A 22,008-nucleotide genomic window follows, 5' to 3' on the forward strand; every position below is an offset into this window, starting at 1 on the left:
ACCGTGGCGTGCTGATCCACGATTACTAGCGATTCCAACTTCATGGGCTCGAGTTGCAGAGCCCAATCCGAACTGAGACGGCTTTTTGAGATTTGCGAAGGGTCGCCCCTTAGCATCCCATTGTCACCGCCATTGTAGCACGTGTGTAGCCCAGCCCGTAAGGGCCATGAGGACTTGACGTCATCCCCACCTTCCTCGCGGCTTATCACCGGCAGTCTCCTTAGAGTGCTCAACTAAATGGTAGCAACTAAGGACGGGGGTTGCGCTCGTTGCGGGACTTAACCCAACATCTCACGACACGAGCTGACGACAGCCATGCAGCACCTGTCTCCGGTCCAGCCGAACTGAAGAACTCCGTCTCTGGAGTCCGCGACCGGGATGTCAAGGGCTGGTAAGGTTCTGCGCGTTGCGTCGAATTAAACCACATGCTCCACCGCTTGTGCGGGCCCCCGTCAATTCCTTTGAGTTTTAATCTTGCGACCGTACTCCCCAGGCGGAATGCTTAAAGCGTTAGCTGCGCCACTAGTGAGTAAACCCACTAACGGCTGGCATTCATCGTTTACGGCGTGGACTACCAGGGTATCTAATCCTGTTTGCTCCCCACGCTTTCGTGCCTCAGCGTCAGTATCGGGCCAGTGAGCCGCCTTCGCCACTGGTGTTCTTGCGAATATCTACGAATTTCACCTCTACACTCGCAGTTCCACTCACCTCTCCCGAACTCAAGATCTTCAGTATCAAAGGCAGTTCTGGAGTTGAGCTCCAGGATTTCACCCCTGACTTAAAGACCCGCCTACGCACCCTTTACGCCCAGTGATTCCGAGCAACGCTAGCCCCCTTCGTATTACCGCGGCTGCTGGCACGAAGTTAGCCGGGGCTTATTCTTGCGGTACCGTCATTATCTTCCCGCACAAAAGAGCTTTACAACCCTAGGGCCTTCATCACTCACGCGGCATGGCTGGATCAGGGTTGCCCCCATTGTCCAATATTCCCCACTGCTGCCTCCCGTAGGAGTTTGGGCCGTGTCTCAGTCCCAATGTGGCTGATCATCCTCTCAGACCAGCTACTGATCGTCGCCTTGGTGAGCCATTACCTCACCAACTAGCTAATCAGACGCGGGCCGATCTTTCGGCGATAAATCTTTCCCCGTAAGGGCTTATCCGGTATTAGCTGAAGTTTCCCTCAGTTGTTCCGAACCAAAAGGTACGTTCCCACGCGTTACTCACCCGTCTGCCGCTGACGTATTGCTACGCCCGCTCGACTTGCATGTGTTAAGCCTGCCGCCAGCGTTCGCTCTGAGCCAGGATCAAACTCTCAAGTTGGACTTGAACTTTGAACCGGCTGATCACAACGTTTGACGAGGTCCCACCATTCTTCATCGACCGAAGTCGACGAGCTGCCTACGATTCACATCGCTGGCAACGATGGTGTAACCTTTAAAACGTGTACCGCCGAAGTCTTTCGTCCTCTCTCAGAAAGTCAAAAGCCGAAGCTTTCAAGTATTCCGAGAGACGCAAGGACTCCGCCGTCCACGTTTCTCTTTCTTCATCTTCACTTGTCAAACAGCCCGGGATCGGACGACCCCACACCCTTAGAGGGTGGTTCTACCCCTCAGCGGCCGACGGTGAACTTCAACCGACTTGTGTCGGTTGTTGTGTCACTCATCGAAGTGAGGAGCATCAGTGGCGCGTTCGCTCGCCTCGGTCAGTGACCCGGCGGCGCCGCGCTCAGTGGTTGGGTTATAGTCCCGGCCCCTCGGGATTGTCAACGGCCATTGTCAACAAATCGTCGCACGCCGAAATCGCTTGTGCAGTGCGAAAAAGTATTCGTACTTTCTGAGGCTTAGGTGAGAGGTAAAATTGGTACGCGCAACGCGCGTGGTAAAAAATCTGAAAAAAAGTTTGCGGGCGGGGACCCCGTGAGGCGCCCCGGATCGGGGTTCCAGGCCTCGCCAGGCGAGGCCGCAGGCGAGCCCGCTTCAGGAAGCTTTTCCATCTGGAATGCCGCACTTGAGCCACAATCCTGCGACGTTCTCGCTATACGTATGCACTGAACCGCTCGAACCAGTTGGGGGCTAGGGCGGTTTATTGGGGGAAACAGGCGATCTCTCCACAAACCCGTCGCCTCTTCCCTTCACGGCCGAGCAATATCGAGAGATCTACACACCCGTTGATGTTCGAGATCGCGGCCTCGCTGATGGCCCATCGTCTCCCGGACTTCGACGCGTATGGCTCGCCAGGCTGCCGTATTCCTCTTGCAAGAGGATGACGGCGAGACAGGACGAGCAAAGGTCGATCGCATGTTGGTGGAATTTGGGGGGACACAGGGTTGAGCCAACGGGCGTCACGCGGAAGCTATGGGCGCGAGACCGGGATGATCGATCTCGGTCACGAGCCGCCGCTTTCGGTCGACGGCACCGAGGCCGCGGTGATCGATCGCCGCCGTGTCTCCGTACAATGGTTCAGCGGCACCATCCTGACCGGTCTGTGCGGCGCGGCCCTGATCGGCGGCGCCGTGTTTGCCTCGCTCGACGGCGAGATGACCTTCGCGAAGGTGCCGGAGCGGGTCGAGGGCGCGCTGCGCGGCGCCTTCACCGGCAATGACCGCGTCGTCAGCCTGCACAAGGGCGATCGCCTACCGCCGCCGAGTGAATCCTCGGCCTCCCGCAGCGTGATCCGCGTCTCCACCGCGACCCGCGTCGGCAACCGCGACGTGATGCGGGTCAGGCCGTTTGTTCGCATTTCCGGCAATCTCTCGATGACCACGAGCGATTTGTCGGCCAAGATTCCCGCGTTCAACGCGCAGCGCCTGCTGGCCGATGTCGGCTCCGACACCCCGGCCGCGGCCGAAGATCCCAACAATCCCGAGGCGGTCGAGCCCGACGCCGAGGTCTCCTTCGTCACCAAGGATCTCGGATCCGTGCTGCCGAAGGCGAAGCTCGCCGTCGTGGTCGCGCTCGACGACATCCTGATGCGGGTGCGCGACGCCGCCAACTGGCGCGGCTCCGGCGCCTCGGTGCGCTACACGCTGGCCAACGCCACGGCGGATGCGACCGGCGCCGCCGGCCCCGACATGAAGCTCGCCTATGCCACCGAGGGCAACGTTTCCGATCCCTATGCGGGCTTCGAGACCCGCGTGGTGCCGGAGAACGTCACCCTCTTGCCGAAGACCAAGGAGCAGGTCACCGGCGGCAATCCGGTCGGCGAACGGGTGCACATCGTCAGGAAGGGCGACACCGTCACCTCGATCCTGCGCGACCAGGGTGCGACGGCCGACGAAGCCCGGGCGATTGCCGCAATGCTCGGCCCGCGCGGCCGCGACGGCGGACTGAAGGAAGGCCAGAAGGTGCGGATCCTGATGGCGCCGGCCGCACCCGGACCGGGCGTCAGGCTGCAGCCCTATCGGGTCGTCGTCGCCAACGATTCCGTGATCGAAGCGGTGGCCGCGCTGTCCGACATCGGCAAATACGTCGCCGTCGACGTGCAGAGCCTGAACACCGTCACCGACACCGCCGACAATTCCAGCGACGATGACGAGGATGACGGCAGCGGCGTGCGGCTCTACCAGAGCATTTACGAGACCGCGCTGCGCAACAAGGTGCCGCCGACCGTGATCGAGGACATGGTCAAGATCTACTCCTACGACGTAGACTTCCAGCGCAAGGTGCAGCCCGGCGATTCCTTCGACGTGTTCTATGCCGGCGAGGACGAAGGCACGACCAACACCGAAAAGACCGAAGTGCTGTTCGCCTCGCTGACGGTCGGCGGTGAAACCAAGAAATACTACCGCTTCCAGAGTTCCGACGATGGCCTGGTCGACTTCTACGACGAGACCGGCAAGAGCGCGAAGAAATTCCTGGTGCGCAAGCCGGTCAACAACGCGATCATGCGCTCGGGCTTCGGCGGCCGCCGCCATCCGATCCTCGGCTATGTGAAGATGCACACCGGCGTCGACTGGGCCACCGCCTACGGCACGCCGATCTTCGCCTCCGGCAACGGCATGATCGAGAAGATCGGCCCCGAAGGCGGTTACGGCAAATACATCCGCATCAAGCACGCCAACGGCTACGAGACCGCCTACGGCCACATGTCGGCCTTCGCCAAGGGCATGGAGGTCGGCAAGAAGGTGCGCCAGGGCCAGGTGATCGGCTTCGTCGGCTCGACCGGACAATCGACCGGTCCGCACGTGCACTACGAAATCCTGGTCAACGGCCGCTTCGTCGATCCGATGCGCGTGAAACTGCCGCGCGGCCGCTCGCTCGAAGGCCCGATGCTGGCATCGTTCGAGAAGGCCCGCGATGCGATCGATGCCCAGATGAGCAGCCGCGGCGGCGCGCGCATCGTCTCCGACGCCACCAGCAGCACCTCGCAGACACGCTCGATCAGCAACCGCTGATCACGCGTCCCTCCCGCGCAGGCCGGAAGCTCCCGCCTGCACAGCCCCCGACGCCACCGGTGGCGATCAGCACTTTGCCGCCCAACCGGCCCCGCGATCCGCGGGTTCCATCAAATTTCATGTCCGGAAGCGGGAACCCGGATCCCAGTCATCCAGTTGATTTGCAAGCGAATCCTCCAATGGAGGAAATCATGGAGAACTGGACGAACTGGACCAACTGGACGAACGCAAAGCTGTGCGACGTCGCGAACTTGGCCCTTGGCGCGATTCTTTTCCTGTCGCCATGGCTGTTCAAGTTCGACGACGGCGCGGTTTCCACCAATGCCCACATCGCCGGCCTCGTCATCGCAGTGCTTGCGATCGCCGCGCTCGCGGCTTTCGCGGTCTGGGAAGAGTGGCTGAATCTGGTCGTCGGGCTTTGGACCCTGGTCTCGCCATGGGTCCTGGGCTTCCACGGCACCAGCGCGATGACCGTGCATGTGGCGATCGGTGCTGCCGTCGCGATCCTTGCCGCGATCGAGCTTTGGATGATGTCGCAGCATCCGCCTCGGCTCACGACGCACAGCTGAGCCATCAAACGCCTATCTCCTTGCCCGCATCGGCCGCGGGCAGGGAGATCATTGTGCTTTATCGAGAGGGTTACGCGCCATGACGACTCGCCTCACCCGCGACGACGTGCTGAAAGCCGTCGGCGACGCCGACGACGTCACCATCGCCAGGATCATCGCGTCGGGGGCAACCGTGACCGAGCTTGCCGAGGCGCAGGCCTGGCTTGCCAATGACGAGCCGCTGATGAACGCCGGCAAGCCGCTGGCCACCGGGCGGGCGCGCGAGCTGGTGGACATCCTGTCCGAACTCGAGCCGGGCGACGAGGATGACGTTCCCGGCGCTCCGAGTCCGCCCACCGCGCCGCAGGAGTGACGCCGCCCGATGCCGTTACGGCGCAAGGCTCGCGCAGATCAGGAAGACGATCCCGATCGCAGTCAGCCCGAATGCGACCGACGCGAGCGGAAGCAGCATGTCGATCGTGGCATGCGTGCTGTTGATCGTGCTGCCCCAGACGGCGAATTCGGCCGTCCGCCACTCGCGGAACGGAACGGCTCGCGCATGCCGGTCATGCCGATCGTCGTATCGTTGCCAGACCAGCGATAGCAGCCACGGCAAGAGCACGGCGACGAACAGCAATACGCTGACGAACATCAGCGACAATTCGACGTCGTCCTGACGGTCGAACAATATCCAGGCCGCCAGCGCGAACCACGCGACCAGACCGACGGCTACGCCGTAGACGCGGGGATGAAGCTCGTCATAGACGGGCCGGTTATGCGCGATATAGACGGGCCGGTTATGGGCGATGGGTTCTCTATTCATGAGATTCGCTTTTTTCCATGGGGACCGGCGGTAGGCTTGGTGCAGCGGTGCGAAGAAGCGATGCGAACACTGACTGTTCTGCGCCAGGCAGGCACCGGGCCACGCCAGCCGATCATCGGGGTGAAACGAACGGCATCCGACGGCAGTTTCATTAAATCGGGCCGCGGATTAGGAACGACCGCGCCGACACACCGGTTGGTTAGCCGACATTGGGCCCCTCAAGGGACAGACCGGATCAACAGGATCAGCGATGCCGCCGCAGGCGCGCCTTGGTTTGTCACGCCAACGAGAGTCCGTGAAGCAAGCCGCGTGACGACTCAACGAAGGGTCGCGCCGCGCCGCCGTCGGGAAAGCGACATGACAGTTGACTCAGCAACGCGAGCTCTGCTGCTGGCAGAGTTCGTCTCCGCCTTTGGCCTTGCGATGCGCTACTTCTTCCGGCCAAAGCCGACCCTGAACTATCCGTTCGAGAAAAACGCGCTGTCGCCCCGCTTTCGCGGCGAGCACGCGCTGCGCCGCTATCCGAACGGCGAGGAGCGCTGCATCGCCTGCAAATTGTGCGAGGCGATCTGCCCGGCACTGGCGATCACGATCGAGGCGGGACCGCGCAACAACGATGGCACCCGCCGTGCCACGCGCTACGACATCGACATGCACAAATGCATCTACTGCGGATTGTGCCAGGAAGCCTGCCCGGTCGACGCCATCGTCGAGGGACCGAATTTCGAATTCGCCAGCGAGACACGCGAGGAGCTCTACTACGACAAGGGGAAACTGCTCGCCAATGGCGACCGCTGGGAGCGCGCGATCGCCGCCAACCTGGCGCTGGATGCGCCCTATCGCTAGGCCGCATCCAGATTGGTTAGCTGAGCTCAGTTCAGCTTGCGCTTCGGGACCGGGGCCTCGAACTGCACGATCTCAGCGGTGTTCGGCACCCGACCATTGAAGGTCAGCACGTTGCCCTTGACCGAGATCGCGACACGATCGCCGTCCTTGACTTCGCCCGCCAAAATCATCTCGGCGAGCGGATCCTGCACGCTGCGCTGGATCACGCGCTTCAGCGGGCGGGCACCATAAGCCGGATCCCAGCCTTTTTCCGCGAGCCAATCGCGCGCCTTGGCGTCGAGCTCGAGCTCGATCTTGCGATCCTCGAGCAGCCTGGTCAGCCGCGCGAACTGGATCTCGACGATGCGGCCCATCTCGCTCCGCTGCAGGCGGTGGAACAAGATGATCTCGTCGATGCGGTTCAGGAATTCCGGCCTGAAATGCGCCCGCACGACGCCCATCACCTGGTCACGAACAGCAGCAGTGTCCTCGCCCTCCGGCTGGTTCACCAAAAAGTCCGAACCGAGGTTCGAGGTCATGATGATCAGTGTGTTGCGGAAGTCGACGGTGCGGCCCTGACCATCGGTCAGGCGGCCGTCGTCGAGCACCTGCAGCAGCACGTTGAAGACGTCGGGATGCGCCTTCTCGATCTCGTCGAACAGCACGACCTGGTAGGGCCGGCGCCGCACCGCTTCGGTCAGCGCCCCGCCCTCGTCGTAGCCGACATAGCCGGGAGGCGCGCCGATCAGCCGCGAGACCGAGTGCTTCTCCATGAACTCGGACATGTCGAGGCGAACCATCGCGGTCTCGTCGTTGAACAGGTCAGCGGCGAGCGCTTTTGTCAGCTCGGTCTTGCCGACGCCGGTGGGCCCCAGGAACATGAACGAGCCGGTCGGCCGGTTCGGGTCCTGCAGGCCGGCGCGGGCGCGGCGCACCGCTGTTGCCACCGCATGCACGGCCTCGGCCTGACCGACGACGCGCTTGGCCAGCTGCTCCTCCATGCGCAGCAGCTTGTCCTTCTCGCCCTCCAGCATCTTGTCGACCGGCACGCCGGTCCAGCGCGAGACCACCTGCGCGATGTGGTTGGCGGTGACCGCCTCCTCCATCATCTCGCCGCCATTCTCACGCGCCTCGACGTCCGCGAGCTTCTTCTCCAGATCGGGGATCCGGCCATAGGCCAGCTCGCCTGCCTTCTGGAATTCGCCGCGACGCTGCGCATTGGCGAGCTCAACGCGAAGTGCATCGAGCTCGCTCTTCAGCTTCTGCGCATTGGAGAGTTTGCTCTTCTCCGCGCTCCAGCGCGCAGTCAGCGCCGCCGACCGCTCCTCGAGGTCCGCGAGCTCCTTCTCCAGCGTCTGCAGGCGGCTCTTCGAGCCGGCATCGCTCTCCTTCTTCAGCGCCTCCTGCTCGATCTTGAGCCGGATGATGTCGCGATCCAGCGAATCCAGCTCCTCAGGCTTGGAATCGACCTGCATCTTCAGCCGCGCCGCCGCCTCGTCCATCAGGTCGATGGCCTTGTCCGGCAGGAAGCGGTCGGTGATGTAGCGGTTCGACAGCGTGGTCGCGGCCACCAGCGCGGAATCGGTGATGCGCACGCCGTGATGCTGCTCGTATTTGTCCTTGAGGCCGCGCAGGATCGAGATGGTATCCTCGACCGTCGGCTCGCTGACATAGATCGGCTGGAAGCGGCGCGCCAGCGCGGCATCCTTCTCGACATGCTTCTGGTACTCGTCGAGCGTGGTCGCGCCGATGCAGTGCAGCTCGCCGCGGGCGAGCGCGGGCTTCAAGAGGTTGGACGCGTCCATCGCGCCGTCAGTCTTGCCGGCGCCGATCAGCGTGTGCATCTCGTCGATGAACAGGATGATGCCGCCCTCGGCGGACGAGACCTCCTGCAGCACGGCCTTCAGCCGCTCCTCGAACTCGCCACGGTATTTTGCACCCGCAATCAGGGCGCCCATGTCGAGCGACAACAGCTTCTTGTCCTTCAAACTCTCCGGCACGTCGCCGTTGAGGATGCGCAGCGCCAGGCCCTCGACGATGGCGGTCTTGCCGACGCCGGGCTCACCGATCAGGACGGGATTGTTCTTGGTCCGCCGTGACAGCACCTGGATGGTGCGGCGGATTTCCTCGTCACGGCCGATCACCGGGTCGAGTTTGCCGTCGCGCGCGGCCTGGGTCAGGTCGCGGCCATATTTCTTCAGCGCGTCATAGGCGTTCTCGGCAGTCGCACTGTCGGCGGTGCGGCCCTTGCGCAGCGCTTCGATCGCCGCGTTCAGGTTCTGCGCGGTGACGCCGCCCTTGCTCAGGATGCTCGCGGCCTCGCTGCCCTTCTCGAGCGTGAGCCCGAGCAGGAGACGCTCGACGGTGACAAAGCTGTCGCCGGCCTTATCGGCCGCTTTCTCCGCCGCATCGAAGGCGCGCGCCAGCTCCGGCGACAGGTAGACCTGCCCGGCACCGCTGCCCGACACTTTCGGCAGCTTGTTCAGCGCATCTTCTGTGGCTTTGAGGATTGCTCGGGAATTGCCCCCGGCGCGGTCGATCAGACCGCCGGCGAGCCCCTCGCTGTCGTCCAGCAGCACCTTGAGCAGATGCAACGGCGAAAACTGCTGGTGACCATCGCGAATTGCGAGCGACTGGGCAGACTGGATGAATCCGCGCGCGCGCTCGGTGTACTTCTCTACGTTCATTTCGTTTCCCTCGGCCTGCCGTCACCACCCAATCAGGCATGGTTCCGGCATCTTCATTGGGTTTCCGCGGGCCGCGTTGACGTTCCTCAACCAGCCTCTGGTCGTCGCCATCATTTTTCAGGCTTGCCGCAGATGTGGGCACTTGGTTCCAAAACGGAAGAGCCACAGCCTGCGATTTCGCCCGATGAAGCTCAGCGCCGCACGATGGCGACAAGGTAGCGGCAGGGCTGAGCACTCTCGTTACGGAAGACGATATCCGACGGCGGACCGAGCTCGACGCGGTCGCCCGCAGCGAGCTCGTGGCGCACCGCGCCCTCCATCAGGACGAGGCGGCCGTCGATGACCCAGACCACCTGACGGATCAGGTGATAGGCGCTGGCGGGAAAGCCGGCCTCCTGTTTCGCAGGCAGCTCGATCTCGACCAGCTCCAGCGGATTGGCCGGGTGCAGGAACACTTGCCGCCGCAGATAGGCCGCCTTCGGATCGCGCCACACCGGCTGATCCTTGGCCCGCTGCAGCCGCGCGCCTTCGCCCGCACCCGTCTCGAACAGCGCGGCCATGGTCAGGCCGTAGGCCGTGGCGATCCGCGACAGCGTTGCCGCCGTCGGGCTCGCCTCGGCCCGCTCGATTTTGCTGAGCATGGCCTTGGACACGCCGGCCCGCCCGGCGAGTTCCGCCAGCGACCAGCCGCGGCCCTCCCGTTCGGAACGGACACGCCGCCCAAGGACTGCGTCCGCCTTGTCCTCTATAATTGACATAACGTCTTATATAGTAGACGATAGGGTCGATTCAAGAGATTTTTGAAGGAGAGCCCGCATGGTCATCCGCCCAGCCACGGAACAGGACGTTCCCGCGATCACCGCGATCTTCAATGAGGCGGTCGTCAACTCGAACGCGATCTGGACGGAGAAGCAGGATTCCGACGCCGAGCGGCTCGCCTGGATGACGGCGCGGCAGGCGCTGGGTTATCCGGTGCTGGTCGCCGCGGAAGGACCGACGGTGCTTGGCTACGGCACGTTCGGCGATTTCCGGGCTTTCCCCGGCTATCGCTACAGCGTCGAGCACAGCGTCTACATCCATGCCGATCATCGCGGCCGCGGGCTCGGTCGCGTCATCATCGACGAACTGGTGATCGCCGCGAGGGCGCTGGGCAAGCACATCATGATCGCCGGCATCGACGGCGGCAACCATGCCTCACTGCGGCTGCATGCGCAGGCGGGCTTTGTCGAGGTCGCCCGGATGCCGGAGGTCGGACGCAAGTTCGGCCGTTGGCTTGATCTCGTCTTCATGCAGCGTGTTCTCGACACGCCCGGCGCCGCCCGCGGCGATTGACCGCCAAAGTTGACTGCTATGGCGTGCTGACAGTTCTCCTCGCGCGCCAAACAGGCTAGAGCGGGCGCATGGAACAGACGCACGCCTCCGCAAAAATCACCGGCATCTACCGCTATCCCGTCAAGGGCCTCACTCCCGAGCCCCTGCCCCGCGCCGAACTGAAGACCGGCCAGACGCTTCGCTCCGACCGCCGCTATGCGATCGAGAACGGCCCGAGCGGTTTTGACCCGGCCGCGCCGAAATGGCTGGCCAAGCCGCATTTCCTGATGCTGCAGCGGGACGAATGGCTGGCGCCGCTACGCGCCCATTTCGACGACGACAGCCACGTGCTGACGCTGCACCGGGATGGCGCGATGCTGGCCCAGGGCGACCTTGAGACCGAAGCGGGGCGCGCCGCGATCGAGCGCTACTTTGCCGTCCATCATCCGGACCGGATCAAGGGGCCGCCAAAAGTGCTGACGAGCCCGGGGCACAGCTTTTCCGACGTGCCCCGCAAGGTGGTCTCGATCATCAATCTGGCGAGCCTGCGCGCCATCGAGAATATGGTGCAGGCGCCGGTCCATCCGCTGCGCTTCCGCGCCAACCTCTATGTCGAGGGCTGGCCGGCCTGGCATGAAGCCACCCTGCTCGACCAGACCATTGCGATCGGAAGCGCGCGGGCCCAGGTGGTGAAGCGCATCACCCGCTGCGCCGCGGTCAATGTCGATCCCGACACCGGCGTCCGCGACCTCGTGGTCCCGAACACGCTGATGCAGCGGCTCGGCCACAATGAATGCGGCATCTACGCCGAGATCATCACCGACGGCGAGGCCGCCGTCGGCGATACCATCGCGTAGGTGGGCAGCGCGGGGCGCGTGCCCACCCATCATGCGATGCCTCAGTTCGGCATCACATAGGTGTAGATCCGGCCGCGCGAGACCGGCGCCTCGCGGACGCGGTTGCCGTTGTTGCCCGAGATCATGATCGGATTGCCCTTGGCATCGATGCCGGTGATGATGCCGACATGGCCGCCGCCGCGGCGGCCCATCACGGCGATGGCGCCGACCTGCGGGCCGGAGATGCGCTGACCGTATTTGGCGAACGAGGCCGCCATGTCGGAGCCGGTGCCGCGATGGCCGGTATGCTGCAGCACCATGTTCATGAAGCGCGCGCACCACAGGCTGCGGCGGTCGGTCGGGTTGCCGCCCAGGTAACGGCGCGCCTCCATCACGAGGGTCGACGAGCCGAAGCTGCTGCTCGCGGTGCTGAAGCTGTTTTCGAAGGTCACCCCGCCGGTGTTGGGCACGACGTCGGCGTGAGACACGATGCGCGTGCGCGACGAGAAGGGCGTATTGGCCTCGGCGACATCCTCGGACTGCCTCTGGGCCGCCCTGCGGTCCGCGCGCGACAGCCGCGTGGCGTGGCGAGAGTGACGATGCGCGTAATGTCGCGCGTGATCGCCGGCATGAGCCGAATGCGCGTGATGCGAATGACGGGGACGGGCGGACGCCGGAGCGGCGGAGACGACGGCGAGAGTGAACGAGCACAGAGCCAGCGCCAAAACACGAAGCGACTGGCGATACGCAAGCAACTGAATCATTCCTTATCAGGTCCTCTGTAGTACCCCCCGATCCCCATCGCGTTCCCTCCGGGAACGCGGCGGTGGTTTTGAAAATCGGGATGTGGCGAGAGGAAGATTTCATGCGGCACTGCGGGATCGATTTCTGGGTCATTCCGCGCAATTTCGGAGGCAAAAGCGGACGAGAACTGTCGCATTGCAGCCGCGGAAATTAACTGCAAATCTGGCGGCGGCCCACGAGAGGATCGTTCAATGCCCCACGCCATCACGAACGATAATGTCCGCCTCTATTTCGAGGAAGCCGGCAGCGGAACCCCGATCATTTTCCTGCACGAGTTCGCGGCTGACCACACCAATTGGGAGCCGCAGCTGCGCTACTTCTCGCGCGGGCACCGCTGCATCGCCTATTCCGCGCGCGGCTATACGCCATCGGACGTGCCACTGAGCGCCGACGTCTACACCTACAAGCACTTCTACACCGATGCGCTGGCGGTGCTCGACCACCTCGAAATCGCGCAGGCGCATTTCGTCGGGCTCTCGATGGGCTCCTACTCGTCGCTGCAGATCGGCCTCAACGCGCCGGAGCGCGCGCTGTCGATGACGCTCGCCGCGGTCGGCTCCGGCTCCAACCTGGAGAACCTCGACGCCTTCCGCGCGCAATGCCGCGCCAACGCCGAGCAATATGAGGCGATCGGCTCGGTCGAGGTCGCCAAGCTGACGCGCGAGGCGCCGAGTCGGATTCCCTTCCTGCTGAAGGACCCGCGCGGCCATGCCGACTTCTACGCCGCGCTGGCCCGACATGATGCCAAGGGCTCGGCCAACACGATGCGCAGCTTCCAGGGCGGCCGGCCCTCGATCTACACCATGACCGACGCCATTCGCCGCGTGCCGACGCCGGCGCTGATCCTGTGCGGCGACGAGGACGACAATTGCATCGCGCCGAGCCTGTTCCTGAAGCAGCATCTGCCGGCCGCGGGGCTCGCGTTCTTCCCGAAGTCGGGCCACGTGCTCAATCTCGAGGAGCCGGCGCTGTTCAACGAGATGGTGGAGCGCTTCATCGCGCTGGTCGAGGCCGGCCGCTGGCCGGTGCGCGATCCGCGGTCGCTGGTGGCCGCGCCGGTGTGAGAAACCGTCATTGCGAGCCAACGGGTCGCGCGAACGCGCGCCCGATGACAGGCGCCGCGAAGCAATCCATGCGTCCGCATACGCGGAGGGGTGGATTGCTTCGTCGCTCTCCTCCTCGCAATGACGGTTTTGGCTACTTCCCCGTGCCGCCGCGGCTCAGCAAAAACACGCCCTGCTCGCCGAACATGTTCCAGACCCACCACGGCAGGTTGAGCGGCACCGGGCGGCCGTAGAGATCGAGCGCGACCGCGCGCTCCATCTTGACGTTGATCTCGTCGCAGAGCTGCACGAAATCCTTGATGGTGCAGAAATGGATGTTCGGCGTGTCGTACCAGGTCGCCGGCAGGTTTTCCGTGCGCGGCATGTGGCCGCCGATCAGAAGCTGCAGCCGCATCTTCCAGAACCCGAAATTCGGGAACGAGACGATGGCGCGCTGGCCGATGCGCAACAGATTCTCCAGCACCACCCGCGGCTGCCGCGTCGCCTGCAGGGTCTGCGACAGGATCACGTAGTCGAAGGCGTCGTCGGGATAATTCACGAGGTCGGTGTCGGCGTCGCCCTGCACCACCGCGAGCCCCTTGGCGACGCAGCCATTGACGCCCTCGCGCGACAGCTCGATGCCGCGGCCGTCGATGCCGCGGCTCTCCAAGAGCTGCAGCAACTCGCCGTCGCCGCAGCCGACGTCGAGCACGCGCGAGCCCGGCCGCACCATGTCGGCGACCAGGAGATGGTCAGTGCGATGGCCGCCGGTCCGCTCCGGCGCGACGCCCGGCAGGGGCAAGGTCTGCTGCATGGTCATGACTGCACGTCGCCGTCGTTGAGCCCGCGGGCCTTGCCTGCGGCCTGCAGGAAGGCGCGGGAAATTTCGAAGAATTCCGGGACGTCGAGCAGGAAGGCGTCGTGGCCACGATCGGTCTCGATCTCGGCGAACGACACCCGCGCGCTCGACGCATTCAGCGCGTGCACCAGCGCGCGCGATTCCGAAGTCGGAAACAGCCAGTCGCTGGTGAAGGAGACCACGCAGAACCGCGTCTTGATGCCGGTGAAGGCGTTCGCCAGCACGCCGTTGTGGTCGGCGGCGATGTCGAAATAATCCATCGCGCGGGTCAGGTAGAGATAGGAATTGGCGTCGAAGCGCTCGACGAACGACGAGCCCTGGTAGCGCAGATAGCTCTCGACCTGGAAATCCGCGTCGAACGAGAAGGTCGGCAGCTCGCGATCCTGCATCCTGCGGCCGAACTTGCGATGCAGCGCGGCGTCCGAGAGATAGGTGATGTGCGCGGCCATCCGCGCCACCGCGAGCCCGCGATGCGGATGGGTGTCCTCGTCGACATAACGGCCGCCGCGCCAGTCCGGATCGGCCATCACGGCCTGCCGTCCGAGCTCATGGAACGCGATGTTCTGCGCCGAATGCCGCGTCGCGCAGGCGATCGGCAGCGCGCAGAACACGCGCTCCGGATAGGCCGCGGTCCATTGCAGCACCTGCATGCCGCCCATCGAGCCGCCGACCACGCAGAACAGCGTGGCGATGCCGAGCCGATCGATCAGCATCGCCTGTGCGCGCACCATGTCGGGGATGGTGATCACGGGGAATTCGAGCCCCCACATCTTGCCCGTGGCAGGGTTGATCGAGGCCGGCCCGGTCGAGCCCATGCAGCCGCCGATCACGTTGGAGCAGATGATGAAGTATTTTTCGGGATCGAGCGGCTTGCCCACCCCGACCATGGTGTCCCACCAGCCCGGCTTGCCGGTGACCGGATGGGTGTTGTTGACATGCTGATCGCCGGTCAGCGCGTGGCAGATCAGGATCGCGTTGGAGCGGTCGGCGTTGAGCTCGCCATAGGTCTGGTAGGCGATCTGGAACGGTGCGAGGTCGACGCCGCAATCGAGCTTGAGCGGCTGGTCGATGCCGAACTTCGCCACCAGCGACGACGGATGATCGGCCTCATGCGCGCGATCTTCGCTCTGGGCCGTGGGACTGAGTATCGGACGCACGTTGCTCATGTAGGCGACCCTGCCTCCGCGCGGGAGGCCTCGAACAGAAATCAGGCCATAAAAAACCCGGCCTGAACATAGGTTCGGCCGGGAGCGATCTGTCCCCGGCCTGTTTAGCGAGTTATTTAACGTGGCTGCAAGCCGGCCGGCTCAAATGACCACGGAGTAGCGGGAAACTAGTCCTCGGGCCCCCCGTCGTCAAGCCAGCCGCCGTGCCGGCCCGATGGTTAACCGATTGCGCAGGGCTGAACCGCAAACGGCTCATTTGCGAGGTTTCTCTTTGCTTTCGGCGTCCGTCTTTCCTAATCAGGGACCTGTCCGCGGCCACATCAAGCCCGCCCGGACAAACAAGGTTTTTCCGATGTCCAACCCACCCCCGTCGCCGCCTTCGCTGGCCGAGCTGCGCAAGGAGATCGATGCGATCGACGAGCAGGTTCACCGCCTGTTGATGGCGCGCGGCGACATCATCGACCGCCTGATCCAGGTCAAGAAGACCCAGGAGGTCGGCTCGGCGTTCCGCCCGGCGCGCGAGGCCAGCATGATGCGCGAGCTGGTGCGGCGGCATCGCGGCATCCTGCCGCTCGACACCATTGAGAGCATCTGGCGCGTCATCATCTCGACCTTCACCTACGTCCAGGCGCCGTTCGCGGTGCATGCCGATGTCTCGGTCGGCGAGTCCGCGATGCGCGACTCGGCGCGCTTCCACTTCGGCTTCGTGGTGCCCTACGTGTCGCATTTCAGCGCGCAAGCCGCGGTCGAGGCGGCGGCGAAGTCGAAAGGCGACCTCGCGCTGGTCTCGGCGATCGCCAGCCGAACGCCGTGGTGGAATGCGCTGGAAGCCGACGGCGCGCCGAAGATCATCGCGCGGCTGCCGTTCCTGGAGCGCGCCGACCATCCGGCGGCGCTGCCGGTGTTCGTGATCTCGCGGGTGGCCGACGACGCCATGGTGACAGAGGTGCAGACCTGGAGCGTGCGCGTCTCGGGCTGGACCGCCGACGTCGCCCGCGCGGTGGCGCCGCTCGCCGAAATCGTTGCGGTGCCCGACACCGCCTTCGACGGCGCAGCGCTGCTGGTCTCGATCACCGGCACCGGCTTCGAGACCGTGAAGACGGCCCTGATCAAGGCCGGCGCCTCGGTCCGCTCGTCGGCCCTCGTCGGCAGCCACGCAACGCGCTATACGGTGCCTTCCAACGGGTCGGCCAAGGGTTGAGCCGCCCGCCCAGATTATTGCTTGAGGCGTTTTCCTGAGGCGAACCGGTAACCCCCTTCGCTGGAAGACGCGCTATTCGGAGTTGACGATGTCCCGCCCCGTGCCGAACCCCGGCATTCTCGATATTGCGCCCTACACGCCGGGCAAGGCTCCGACGCCGGAACCGGGCCGCAAGGTGTTCAAGCTGTCGGCCAACGAGACCCCGTTCGGCCCGTCGCCGAAGGCAATCGCGGCCTACAAGGCGGCGGCCGACCATCTCGAGGATTATCCGGAAGGCTCCTCGCGGGTGCTGCGCGAGGCGATCGGCCGCGTCTACGGGCTCGATCCCGACCGCATCATCTGCGGCGCCGGCTCCGACGAGATCCTCAACCTCTTGGCGCACACCTATCTCGCCCCCGGCGACGAGGCGATCTCGACCACCCACGGCTTCCTGGTCTACCCGATCGCGACCATGGCGAACGGCGCCAAGAACGTCATCGCGGCCGAAACCAACTTCACCGCCGACGTCGACGCCATCCTCAAGGTGGTGACGCCGCGCACAAAACTGGTCTGGCTCGCCAACCCGAACAACCCGACCGGCACCTATCTGCCGTTCGACGAAGTCAAGCGGCTGCGCGCCAGCCTGCCGCCGCATGTGCTGCTGGTGCTCGACGCCGCCTATGCCGACTATGTCTCGCGCAACGACTACGAGTTCGGCATCGAGCTGGTCGCGACGTCAGACAACACCGTCGTCACGCACACTTTCTCGAAGATACATGGCCTGGCGGCGCTGCGGATCGGCTGGATGTTCGGACCCGCGCACATCATCGACGCCTGCAACCGCATCCGCGGTCCCTTCAACGTCTCGACGCCGGCGATGCTGGCGGCGGTGGCGGCGATCGAGGACTCCGCACATGCGCAGATGTCGAAGACGCACACCGAGCAGTGGCGCAACTGGCTGACCGAGGAGATCGGCAAGCTCGGGCTCAAGGTGACGCCGAGCGTCGCCAACTTCGTGCTGATCCACTTCCCCACCGACAAGGGCAAGACTGCGGAAGAGGCCGACCCTTACCTGACCCGGCGCGGCCTCGTGCTGCGGGCGCTGAAGAATTACAAGCTGCCGCATGCGCTGCGCATGACGGTCGGCACCGAGGAGGCCAACCGTCTCGTGGTCGAAGGGCTGCGCGACTTCCTGGCCGGAAAGTGAACGCTGACGTGACCACGGCTCCACTGTTCAACCGCATCGCGCTGATCGGCTTCGGCCTGATCGGCGGCTCGATCGCGCGCGGCGCCCGCGCACAGGGCCTGGTCGGCGAGATCGTCACCACCGCGCGCTCCGAGAAGACGCGAACCCGCGTCGCCGAGCTCGGCATCGTCGACAAGGTCGTCGCCACCAATGTCGAGGCGGTGAAGGATGCCGATCTCATCATCCTCTGCATCCCGGTCGGCGCCTGCGGCCCGGTCGCGGCCGAGATCGCCGCCCATCTGAAGCCGGGCGCCATCATCTCCGACGTCGGCTCGGTGAAGGGCGCAGTGGCGCGGGACATGGCGCCGCATCTGCCCGGCGGCGTGCACTTCGTGCCGGCGCATCCGGTGGCCGGCACCGAGCATTCCGGGCCGGACTCCGGCTTCGCCGAGCTGTTCATCAACCGCTGGTGCATCCTGACGCCGCCGGAGGGCACCGATCCGGCCGCGACCGAGCGGCTGCGCGCGTTCTGGGCCGCGCTCGGCGCCAAGGTCGAGATCATGACGCCGGATCATCATGACCTCGTGCTCGCGATCACCAGCCATCTGCCGCATCTGATCGCCTACACCATCGTCGGCACCGCCGACGAGTTGGCGCAGGTGACGGAATCCGAGGTGATCAAATTCTCCGCCGGCGGTTTTCGCGACTTCACCCGCATTGCGGCCTCCGACCCGACGATGTGGCGCGACGTGTTCCTCGCCAACAAGGAGGCCGTGCTGGAGATGCTCGGCACCTTCAACGAGGATCTGTCGAAGCTCACCCGCGCGATCCGGCGCGGCGACGGCGAGGCGCTGTTCGACCATTTCACCCGCACCCGCGCCATCCGCCGCGGCATCGTCGAGACCGGCCAGGATTCCGCCGCCCCCGACTTCGGCCGCCCGCATGCGAATTTGAAGAAGCCGGGCTAAGCACGCGGCTCTCGCCCAGCGCCGCGCGTCAGCGCGAGCGGCAGCCGGTCGGGTCGATCGATGGGTGCGAGGCGACGTAGTCGATCTCACCGCGCGTGATGCCGATGTCGATCAGCTCGCTGTCGCTCAACTGGCACAGCTGGCGTCGCAGCCTCGCGCGCTTGCGCCATTCCTGGAATGCTTCCCAATACACCTCGAGCGGACTGTAGACCGGCCGCCTCGTCGCGGCCGGTACAGGCTCGGTAGTCCCGTAGATCCTGCTCATTGTGGTACTACCCGGTCTGATGGGTTGACCAGACCAGATTGGCGCAGCAGGCGAAGGCGCGCTTAATGGCCAGCTTACATTTTCATTACCGGCAGCTTATTCTTCCGGCTCCCGCGGTGTTCGGGAGAGCCCTGAGAAGGAATGGCAAATTGCGCTATCTCTTCGAGGATTGCACGTTCGATACCGAGCGGCGTGAGCTGCAACGCGGGACCGATGTGGTTTCGATCACCCCGCAGGTTTTCGACCTGCTCGTCTACCTGATCCAGAACCGGGAACGCGTCGTCAGCAAGGACGACCTGATTGGCGTCATCTGGAACGGGCGCGTCGTCTCCGACGCGGCCGTGACGACCCGCATCAACGCCGCCCGACATGCGATCGGCGATTCCGGCCAGAAGCAGGTCCTGATCAAGACGCTGCCGCGCAAGGGTTTTCGCTTCGTCGGCAAGGTGCGGGAAATCGCTGGAGCGGCGACGGTCGGCGAGCGAAGCGACGCGGTGCCGGAACATGGCAACGGGCATGCGCCCGATCCAGCGGCGCACAATGGCGCGTCGACAACGAACCGGCCTTCACCGCCTCCCCTCTCGATCATCGTGCTGCCGTTCGCCAATCTCAGCGCCGATCCGGAGCAGGACTACTTTGTCGACGGCGTCACAGAGAGCCTGACCACGGACCTGTCGCGCATCCGCGGGTCGTTCGTGATCGGACGACACACCGCATTTACGTTCAAAGGCAAGGCGGTCGACATCAAGCAGATCGGCCGCGAACTGAACGTCCGTTACGTATTCGGCGGCTCGACCCAGCGGGCCAACGGGCGGCTCCGGGTCAACGCCCAATTGATCGATGCCGAAACCGGCAATTATCTGTGGGCGGAACGCTTCGACAGGCCGGTCACGGACCTGTTCGAGATGCAGGACGAGATCGTCTCCCGGCTTGCCGCGACACTCAACGCCCAGATGATCGAAGCCGAGGCGCGGCGGGCGGCGCGCGCTCAGCACCCGAGCGTGACCGATCTGCTGTTCCAGGGCAGGGCCTGCATGTACAAGGGGCTGACCAGGGAGCACTTGGCGCAAGCACGCGGCTTCTTTGAACAAGCTCTGGCGTTCGATCCGGACAATGTCAGCGGGCTGCTGGGCACCGCGAGCATCGACTTCAACATCGCCGCCAATTTCTTCACCGACGACCGAACCGTGCCGTTCGCGGCAGCGGAGAGGACCTTGCTCAAGGCTCAGTCGATCGATCCGGACCACGCGATGGTGCTCGCTGTGCTCGGCTACACGCACATCTATACGAGGCGCGTGGAGCAGGGTATCGCCGAATGCGAGCAAACACTGGCGCTGGATGCCAGCTTGACGACGGCCCATGCCGGCATCGGTGTCGCCAAAGGCTTTCTCGGCCGCGGCGAGGAGACCGAGGACCACATCAGGACGGCGCTGCGCCTCTCTCCGCGCGACTTCTACGCCCACCGCTGGATGATGTTTGCGGGTACCGCGATGTTTTGGCGTGGCGACGACACAAGGGCCGTGGCCTGGCTGAGGCAGAGCATCGGGACCAACCGCAATTTTCCACTGGCGCATTTTCATCTCGCCGCCGCGCTGGCGCAGCTCGGCGCACTGGACGAGGCGCGGGCTGCCGCACAAGCCGGACTGGTGCTCGATCCAACCTTCACCATTCGCAACTACCGCGCCAACGCGCTGAGCGACCACCCGAAACATCTGGCGGGGCGCGAACGAAGCTATCAGGGCTTGCGCATGGCGGCGGTTCCGGAGGGCTGACGAAGGGGGTGCCGGCGATCCCGTCGAAGTGCTATTGATCCAGATCAATGAACGACGCGAGCTGAACCGAAATCTAGGCAGCGGTGTCTGCCCTCGTGCGAGCTCCTCCCATGGCTACATTGATCCGAACCCTGCTGGCCGGCGCCCTCGCGCTGGCATCACTCGGCGCCATCACGCAGAAAGTACGCGACCAGGGCTATACCGATACCGAGATCCGGATCGGCAATCTGATGCCGTATAGCGGCGCGCTGGAAATCTTCGGCCAGATCGGCAAGGCGGAAGCCGCCTATTTCGACATGATCAACGAACGCGGCGGGATCGGCGGCCGCAAGATCCGCTTCATGTCCTACGACGATCTATCCGACGTCGCCAACGCCATGGACCTCACGCGCATTCTGGTCGAGACCGACAATGTGCTGTTGATGTTCGGCTCGTTCGGAACAGCGGGGAATCTGGCGGTGCGGAAGTATCTCAACGAACGGCGGATCCCCCAGCTGTTCGTTGCCTCCGGCGATGAGCACCTGAATCAGCCGTCGGTCTATCCATGGACCATGGGCTGGCAGCCCTCCTACCGCGACGAGGGCCGCATCTACGCCAATTACATCCAGGCGTTCTATCCCGGCAAGAAGATCGTGGCGCTCTGGCAAAACGACACGTTCGGGCGGGAATTATTCAAGGGGCTGGAGCAGGGCCTGGGCAAGGTCGCGCAGAACATCAGGGTCGACATCGCCTATGATGTCGATGATCAGCATCTCGACGGTCACGTCTCGATCCTGAAGCGCTCGGGGGCCGAGGTGTTCGTGTTTGCCGGGGTGCCGGACAATGCGGCCAAGGTGATCCGGTCCGCGGCCGACCATGGCTGGCGGCCGGTGTTCATCCTCAACCAGATGGCATCGTCGATCGAGACGGTGCTCAGGCCGGCCGGCATCGAGAACGCGACCGGCGTCATCACCGCCGCCTTCCTGAAGGATGCCAGCGATCCGGCCTGGAAGGACCAGCAAGACACCGGCGCCTGGCGCAGCTTCCTCGACAAGTACACGAAAGCCGGCGGCAAGGATGACGCTGCCGCCGTCTATGGCTATGCCGCCGCCGAAACGCTGGTCCAGGTGCTCAGGCAATGCGGCAATGACCTGTCGCGCGAAAACGTCATGAAGCAGGCCGCGGCGCTCCGGGATTATCAGGCCGCAGCACTGCTCCCGGGCATCAAGATCAACACCGGTGGCTTCCGGCCGGTCGAGCAATTGCGGCTGCTGCAGTTCGACGGCCGCAGCTGGCAGCCGATCGGCGATGTGCTCGATACGGCGTTCGCGGATACGAGCAGGAAGTAACGACGGTCGGTGCAA

At 64.4% G+C, this 22,008-nt stretch carries 19 protein-coding genes, 1 rRNA gene and 1 riboswitch (1 of these 21 running past the window's edge); of the genes, 12 read left to right on the forward strand and 8 right to left on the reverse strand.

Annotated features, from left to right (window positions below; translation table 11 throughout):
* A 16S ribosomal RNA gene (locus CI41S_RS06615) occupies window positions 1-1,319 on the reverse strand; it reaches 170 nt to the left of the window's first position.
* A 1,006-nt stretch (window positions 1,320-2,325) separates the two neighbouring features.
* Between CI41S_RS06615 and CI41S_RS06620 the strand changes: the two genes are divergently transcribed.
* The 3 genes from CI41S_RS06620 (at window position 2,326) to CI41S_RS06630 (ending at window position 5,313) form a co-directional block, all read left to right on the forward strand.
* Window positions 2,326-4,392: a M23 family metallopeptidase gene (locus CI41S_RS06620; RefSeq protein ID WP_139857901.1), complete on the forward strand. Its 2,067-nt coding sequence runs from the start codon at window positions 2,326-2,328 to the stop codon at window positions 4,390-4,392.
* A gap of 179 nt (window positions 4,393-4,571) precedes the next feature.
* Window positions 4,572-4,961, forward strand: coding sequence for an SPW repeat protein (locus CI41S_RS06625; RefSeq protein WP_372482625.1), 390 nt, complete (start codon window positions 4,572-4,574; stop codon window positions 4,959-4,961).
* Between the two features lie 79 nt (window positions 4,962-5,040).
* The gene (locus CI41S_RS06630; RefSeq protein WP_139486719.1) at window positions 5,041-5,313 is read left to right on the forward strand and encodes a hypothetical protein; all 273 of its coding nucleotides are present in this window, start codon (window positions 5,041-5,043) and stop codon (window positions 5,311-5,313) included.
* 15 nt (window positions 5,314-5,328) lie between these two features.
* Here the strand turns inward: CI41S_RS06630 and CI41S_RS06635 are convergent, their stop codons facing one another.
* The gene (locus tag CI41S_RS06635) at window positions 5,329-5,763 is read right to left on the reverse strand and encodes a hypothetical protein (RefSeq protein ID WP_139857902.1); all 435 of its coding nucleotides are present in this window, start codon (window positions 5,761-5,763) and stop codon (window positions 5,329-5,331) included.
* Between the two features lie 357 nt (window positions 5,764-6,120).
* On the opposite strand from CI41S_RS06635, the gene nuoI reads away from it, so the two are divergent.
* Window positions 6,121-6,609 carry an NADH-quinone oxidoreductase subunit NuoI gene (gene nuoI / locus CI41S_RS06640; protein ID WP_139486721.1) on the forward strand — a complete coding sequence of 163 codons (489 nt, stop codon included), beginning with the start codon at window positions 6,121-6,123 and terminating at the stop codon, window positions 6,607-6,609.
* 26 nt (window positions 6,610-6,635) lie between these two features.
* Here nuoI and clpB read toward each other — a convergent pair whose 3' ends face one another.
* Both clpB and CI41S_RS06650 read right to left on the reverse strand, forming a co-directional pair.
* Window positions 6,636-9,275: an ATP-dependent chaperone ClpB gene (gene clpB / locus CI41S_RS06645; protein WP_139857903.1), complete on the reverse strand. Its 2,640-nt coding sequence runs from the start codon at window positions 9,273-9,275 to the stop codon at window positions 6,636-6,638.
* Window positions 9,276-9,466: 191 nt separating this feature from the next.
* Complete coding sequence (locus CI41S_RS06650) at window positions 9,467-10,033, reverse strand: helix-turn-helix domain-containing protein (RefSeq protein ID WP_139857904.1); 567 nt, start codon at window positions 10,031-10,033, stop codon at window positions 9,467-9,469.
* Window positions 10,034-10,091: 58 nt separating this feature from the next.
* Between CI41S_RS06650 and CI41S_RS06655 the strand changes: the two genes are divergently transcribed.
* Both CI41S_RS06655 and CI41S_RS06660 read left to right on the forward strand, forming a co-directional pair.
* Entirely contained in the window at window positions 10,092-10,607 is a 516-nt protein-coding gene (locus CI41S_RS06655) for a GNAT family N-acetyltransferase (RefSeq protein ID WP_139857905.1), read from the forward strand.
* Window positions 10,608-10,675: 68 nt separating this feature from the next.
* The gene (locus CI41S_RS06660) at window positions 10,676-11,443 is read left to right on the forward strand and encodes an MOSC domain-containing protein (RefSeq protein WP_139857906.1); all 768 of its coding nucleotides are present in this window, start codon (window positions 10,676-10,678) and stop codon (window positions 11,441-11,443) included.
* Between the two features lie 41 nt (window positions 11,444-11,484).
* Here the strand turns inward: CI41S_RS06660 and CI41S_RS06665 are convergent, their stop codons facing one another.
* The gene (locus CI41S_RS06665) at window positions 11,485-12,186 is read right to left on the reverse strand and encodes a TIGR02594 family protein (protein WP_139857907.1); all 702 of its coding nucleotides are present in this window, start codon (window positions 12,184-12,186) and stop codon (window positions 11,485-11,487) included.
* 231 nt (window positions 12,187-12,417) lie between these two features.
* On the opposite strand from CI41S_RS06665, the gene CI41S_RS06670 reads away from it, so the two are divergent.
* A complete protein-coding gene (locus CI41S_RS06670) occupies window positions 12,418-13,290 on the forward strand; it encodes an alpha/beta fold hydrolase (RefSeq protein WP_139857908.1) in 873 nt (290 codons plus the stop codon).
* Window positions 13,291-13,423: 133 nt separating this feature from the next.
* On the opposite strand, the gene metW is transcribed toward CI41S_RS06670, so the two are convergent.
* Window positions 13,424-14,089, reverse strand: a complete 666-nt coding sequence (gene metW, locus CI41S_RS06675) for a methionine biosynthesis protein MetW (RefSeq protein ID WP_139486728.1) — start codon at window positions 14,087-14,089, stop codon at window positions 13,424-13,426.
* Window positions 14,086-15,294 carry a homoserine O-acetyltransferase MetX gene (gene metX / locus CI41S_RS06680; RefSeq protein WP_139857909.1) on the reverse strand — a complete coding sequence of 403 codons (1,209 nt, stop codon included), beginning with the start codon at window positions 15,292-15,294 and terminating at the stop codon, window positions 14,086-14,088. Before metX ends, metW begins: the two co-directional genes overlap by 4 nt.
* A gap of 83 nt (window positions 15,295-15,377) precedes the next feature.
* A riboswitch (SAM riboswitch) is annotated at window positions 15,378-15,457 on the reverse strand.
* 189 nt (window positions 15,458-15,646) lie between these two features.
* Here metX and CI41S_RS06685 point away from each other — a divergent pair.
* The 3 genes from CI41S_RS06685 (at window position 15,647) to CI41S_RS06695 (ending at window position 18,628) form a co-directional block, all read left to right on the forward strand.
* A complete protein-coding gene (locus tag CI41S_RS06685; protein WP_139857910.1) occupies window positions 15,647-16,495 on the forward strand; it encodes a chorismate mutase in 849 nt (282 codons plus the stop codon).
* Window positions 16,496-16,583: 88 nt separating this feature from the next.
* Window positions 16,584-17,681 carry a histidinol-phosphate transaminase gene (gene hisC / locus CI41S_RS06690; RefSeq protein ID WP_139857911.1) on the forward strand — a complete coding sequence of 366 codons (1,098 nt, stop codon included), beginning with the start codon at window positions 16,584-16,586 and terminating at the stop codon, window positions 17,679-17,681.
* Between the two features lie 8 nt (window positions 17,682-17,689).
* Complete coding sequence (locus tag CI41S_RS06695; RefSeq protein WP_139857912.1) at window positions 17,690-18,628, forward strand: prephenate/arogenate dehydrogenase family protein; 939 nt, start codon at window positions 17,690-17,692, stop codon at window positions 18,626-18,628.
* Between the two features lie 28 nt (window positions 18,629-18,656).
* On the opposite strand, the gene CI41S_RS06700 is transcribed toward CI41S_RS06695, so the two are convergent.
* Window positions 18,657-18,893 carry a DUF1127 domain-containing protein gene (locus CI41S_RS06700; protein ID WP_139486733.1) on the reverse strand — a complete coding sequence of 79 codons (237 nt, stop codon included), beginning with the start codon at window positions 18,891-18,893 and terminating at the stop codon, window positions 18,657-18,659.
* Window positions 18,894-19,042: 149 nt separating this feature from the next.
* On the opposite strand from CI41S_RS06700, the gene CI41S_RS06705 reads away from it, so the two are divergent.
* Both CI41S_RS06705 and CI41S_RS06710 read left to right on the forward strand, forming a co-directional pair.
* Window positions 19,043-20,665: a winged helix-turn-helix domain-containing tetratricopeptide repeat protein gene (locus CI41S_RS06705; RefSeq protein ID WP_172627962.1), complete on the forward strand. Its 1,623-nt coding sequence runs from the start codon at window positions 19,043-19,045 to the stop codon at window positions 20,663-20,665.
* Between the two features lie 110 nt (window positions 20,666-20,775).
* Window positions 20,776-21,993 (forward strand): ABC transporter substrate-binding protein, encoded by a 1,218-nt coding sequence (locus CI41S_RS06710; RefSeq protein WP_139857913.1) that lies wholly within the window; start codon window positions 20,776-20,778, stop codon window positions 21,991-21,993.
* Window positions 21,994-22,008: the final 15 nt, after the last annotated feature.

Origin of the sequence: Bradyrhizobium ivorense, from assembly GCF_900696085.1 — a bacterium.
Taxonomy (GTDB): domain Bacteria; phylum Pseudomonadota; class Alphaproteobacteria; order Rhizobiales; family Xanthobacteraceae; genus Bradyrhizobium; species Bradyrhizobium ivorense.

Bases quoted from the DNA above. Each gene is read 5' to 3' on its own strand.
- CI41S_RS06625 (WP_372482625.1), top strand. From the start codon at position 4,572: ATGGAGGAAATCATGGAGAACTGGACGAACTGGACCAACTGGACGAAC.
- CI41S_RS06630 (WP_139486719.1), top strand. From the start codon at position 5,041: ATGACGACTCGCCTCACCCGCGACGACGTGCTGAAAGCCGTCGGCGAC.
- CI41S_RS06635 (WP_139857902.1), bottom strand. From the start codon at position 5,763: ATGAATAGAGAACCCATCGCCCATAACCGGCCCGTCTATATCGCGCAT.
- nuoI (WP_139486721.1), top strand. From the start codon at position 6,121: ATGACAGTTGACTCAGCAACGCGAGCTCTGCTGCTGGCAGAGTTCGTC.
- clpB (WP_139857903.1), bottom strand. From the start codon at position 9,275: ATGAACGTAGAGAAGTACACCGAGCGCGCGCGCGGATTCATCCAGTCT.
- CI41S_RS06650 (WP_139857904.1), bottom strand. From the start codon at position 10,033: ATGTCAATTATAGAGGACAAGGCGGACGCAGTCCTTGGGCGGCGTGTC.
- CI41S_RS06655 (WP_139857905.1), top strand. From the start codon at position 10,092: ATGGTCATCCGCCCAGCCACGGAACAGGACGTTCCCGCGATCACCGCG.
- CI41S_RS06660 (WP_139857906.1), top strand. From the start codon at position 10,676: ATGGAACAGACGCACGCCTCCGCAAAAATCACCGGCATCTACCGCTAT.
- CI41S_RS06665 (WP_139857907.1), bottom strand. From the start codon at position 12,186: ATGATTCAGTTGCTTGCGTATCGCCAGTCGCTTCGTGTTTTGGCGCTG.
- CI41S_RS06670 (WP_139857908.1), top strand. From the start codon at position 12,418: ATGCCCCACGCCATCACGAACGATAATGTCCGCCTCTATTTCGAGGAA.
- metW (WP_139486728.1), bottom strand. From the start codon at position 14,089: ATGACCATGCAGCAGACCTTGCCCCTGCCGGGCGTCGCGCCGGAGCGG.
- metX (WP_139857909.1), bottom strand. From the start codon at position 15,294: ATGAGCAACGTGCGTCCGATACTCAGTCCCACGGCCCAGAGCGAAGAT.
- CI41S_RS06685 (WP_139857910.1), top strand. From the start codon at position 15,647: ATGTCCAACCCACCCCCGTCGCCGCCTTCGCTGGCCGAGCTGCGCAAG.
- hisC (WP_139857911.1), top strand. From the start codon at position 16,584: ATGTCCCGCCCCGTGCCGAACCCCGGCATTCTCGATATTGCGCCCTAC.
- CI41S_RS06700 (WP_139486733.1), bottom strand. From the start codon at position 18,893: ATGAGCAGGATCTACGGGACTACCGAGCCTGTACCGGCCGCGACGAGG.
- CI41S_RS06710 (WP_139857913.1), top strand. From the start codon at position 20,776: ATGGCTACATTGATCCGAACCCTGCTGGCCGGCGCCCTCGCGCTGGCA.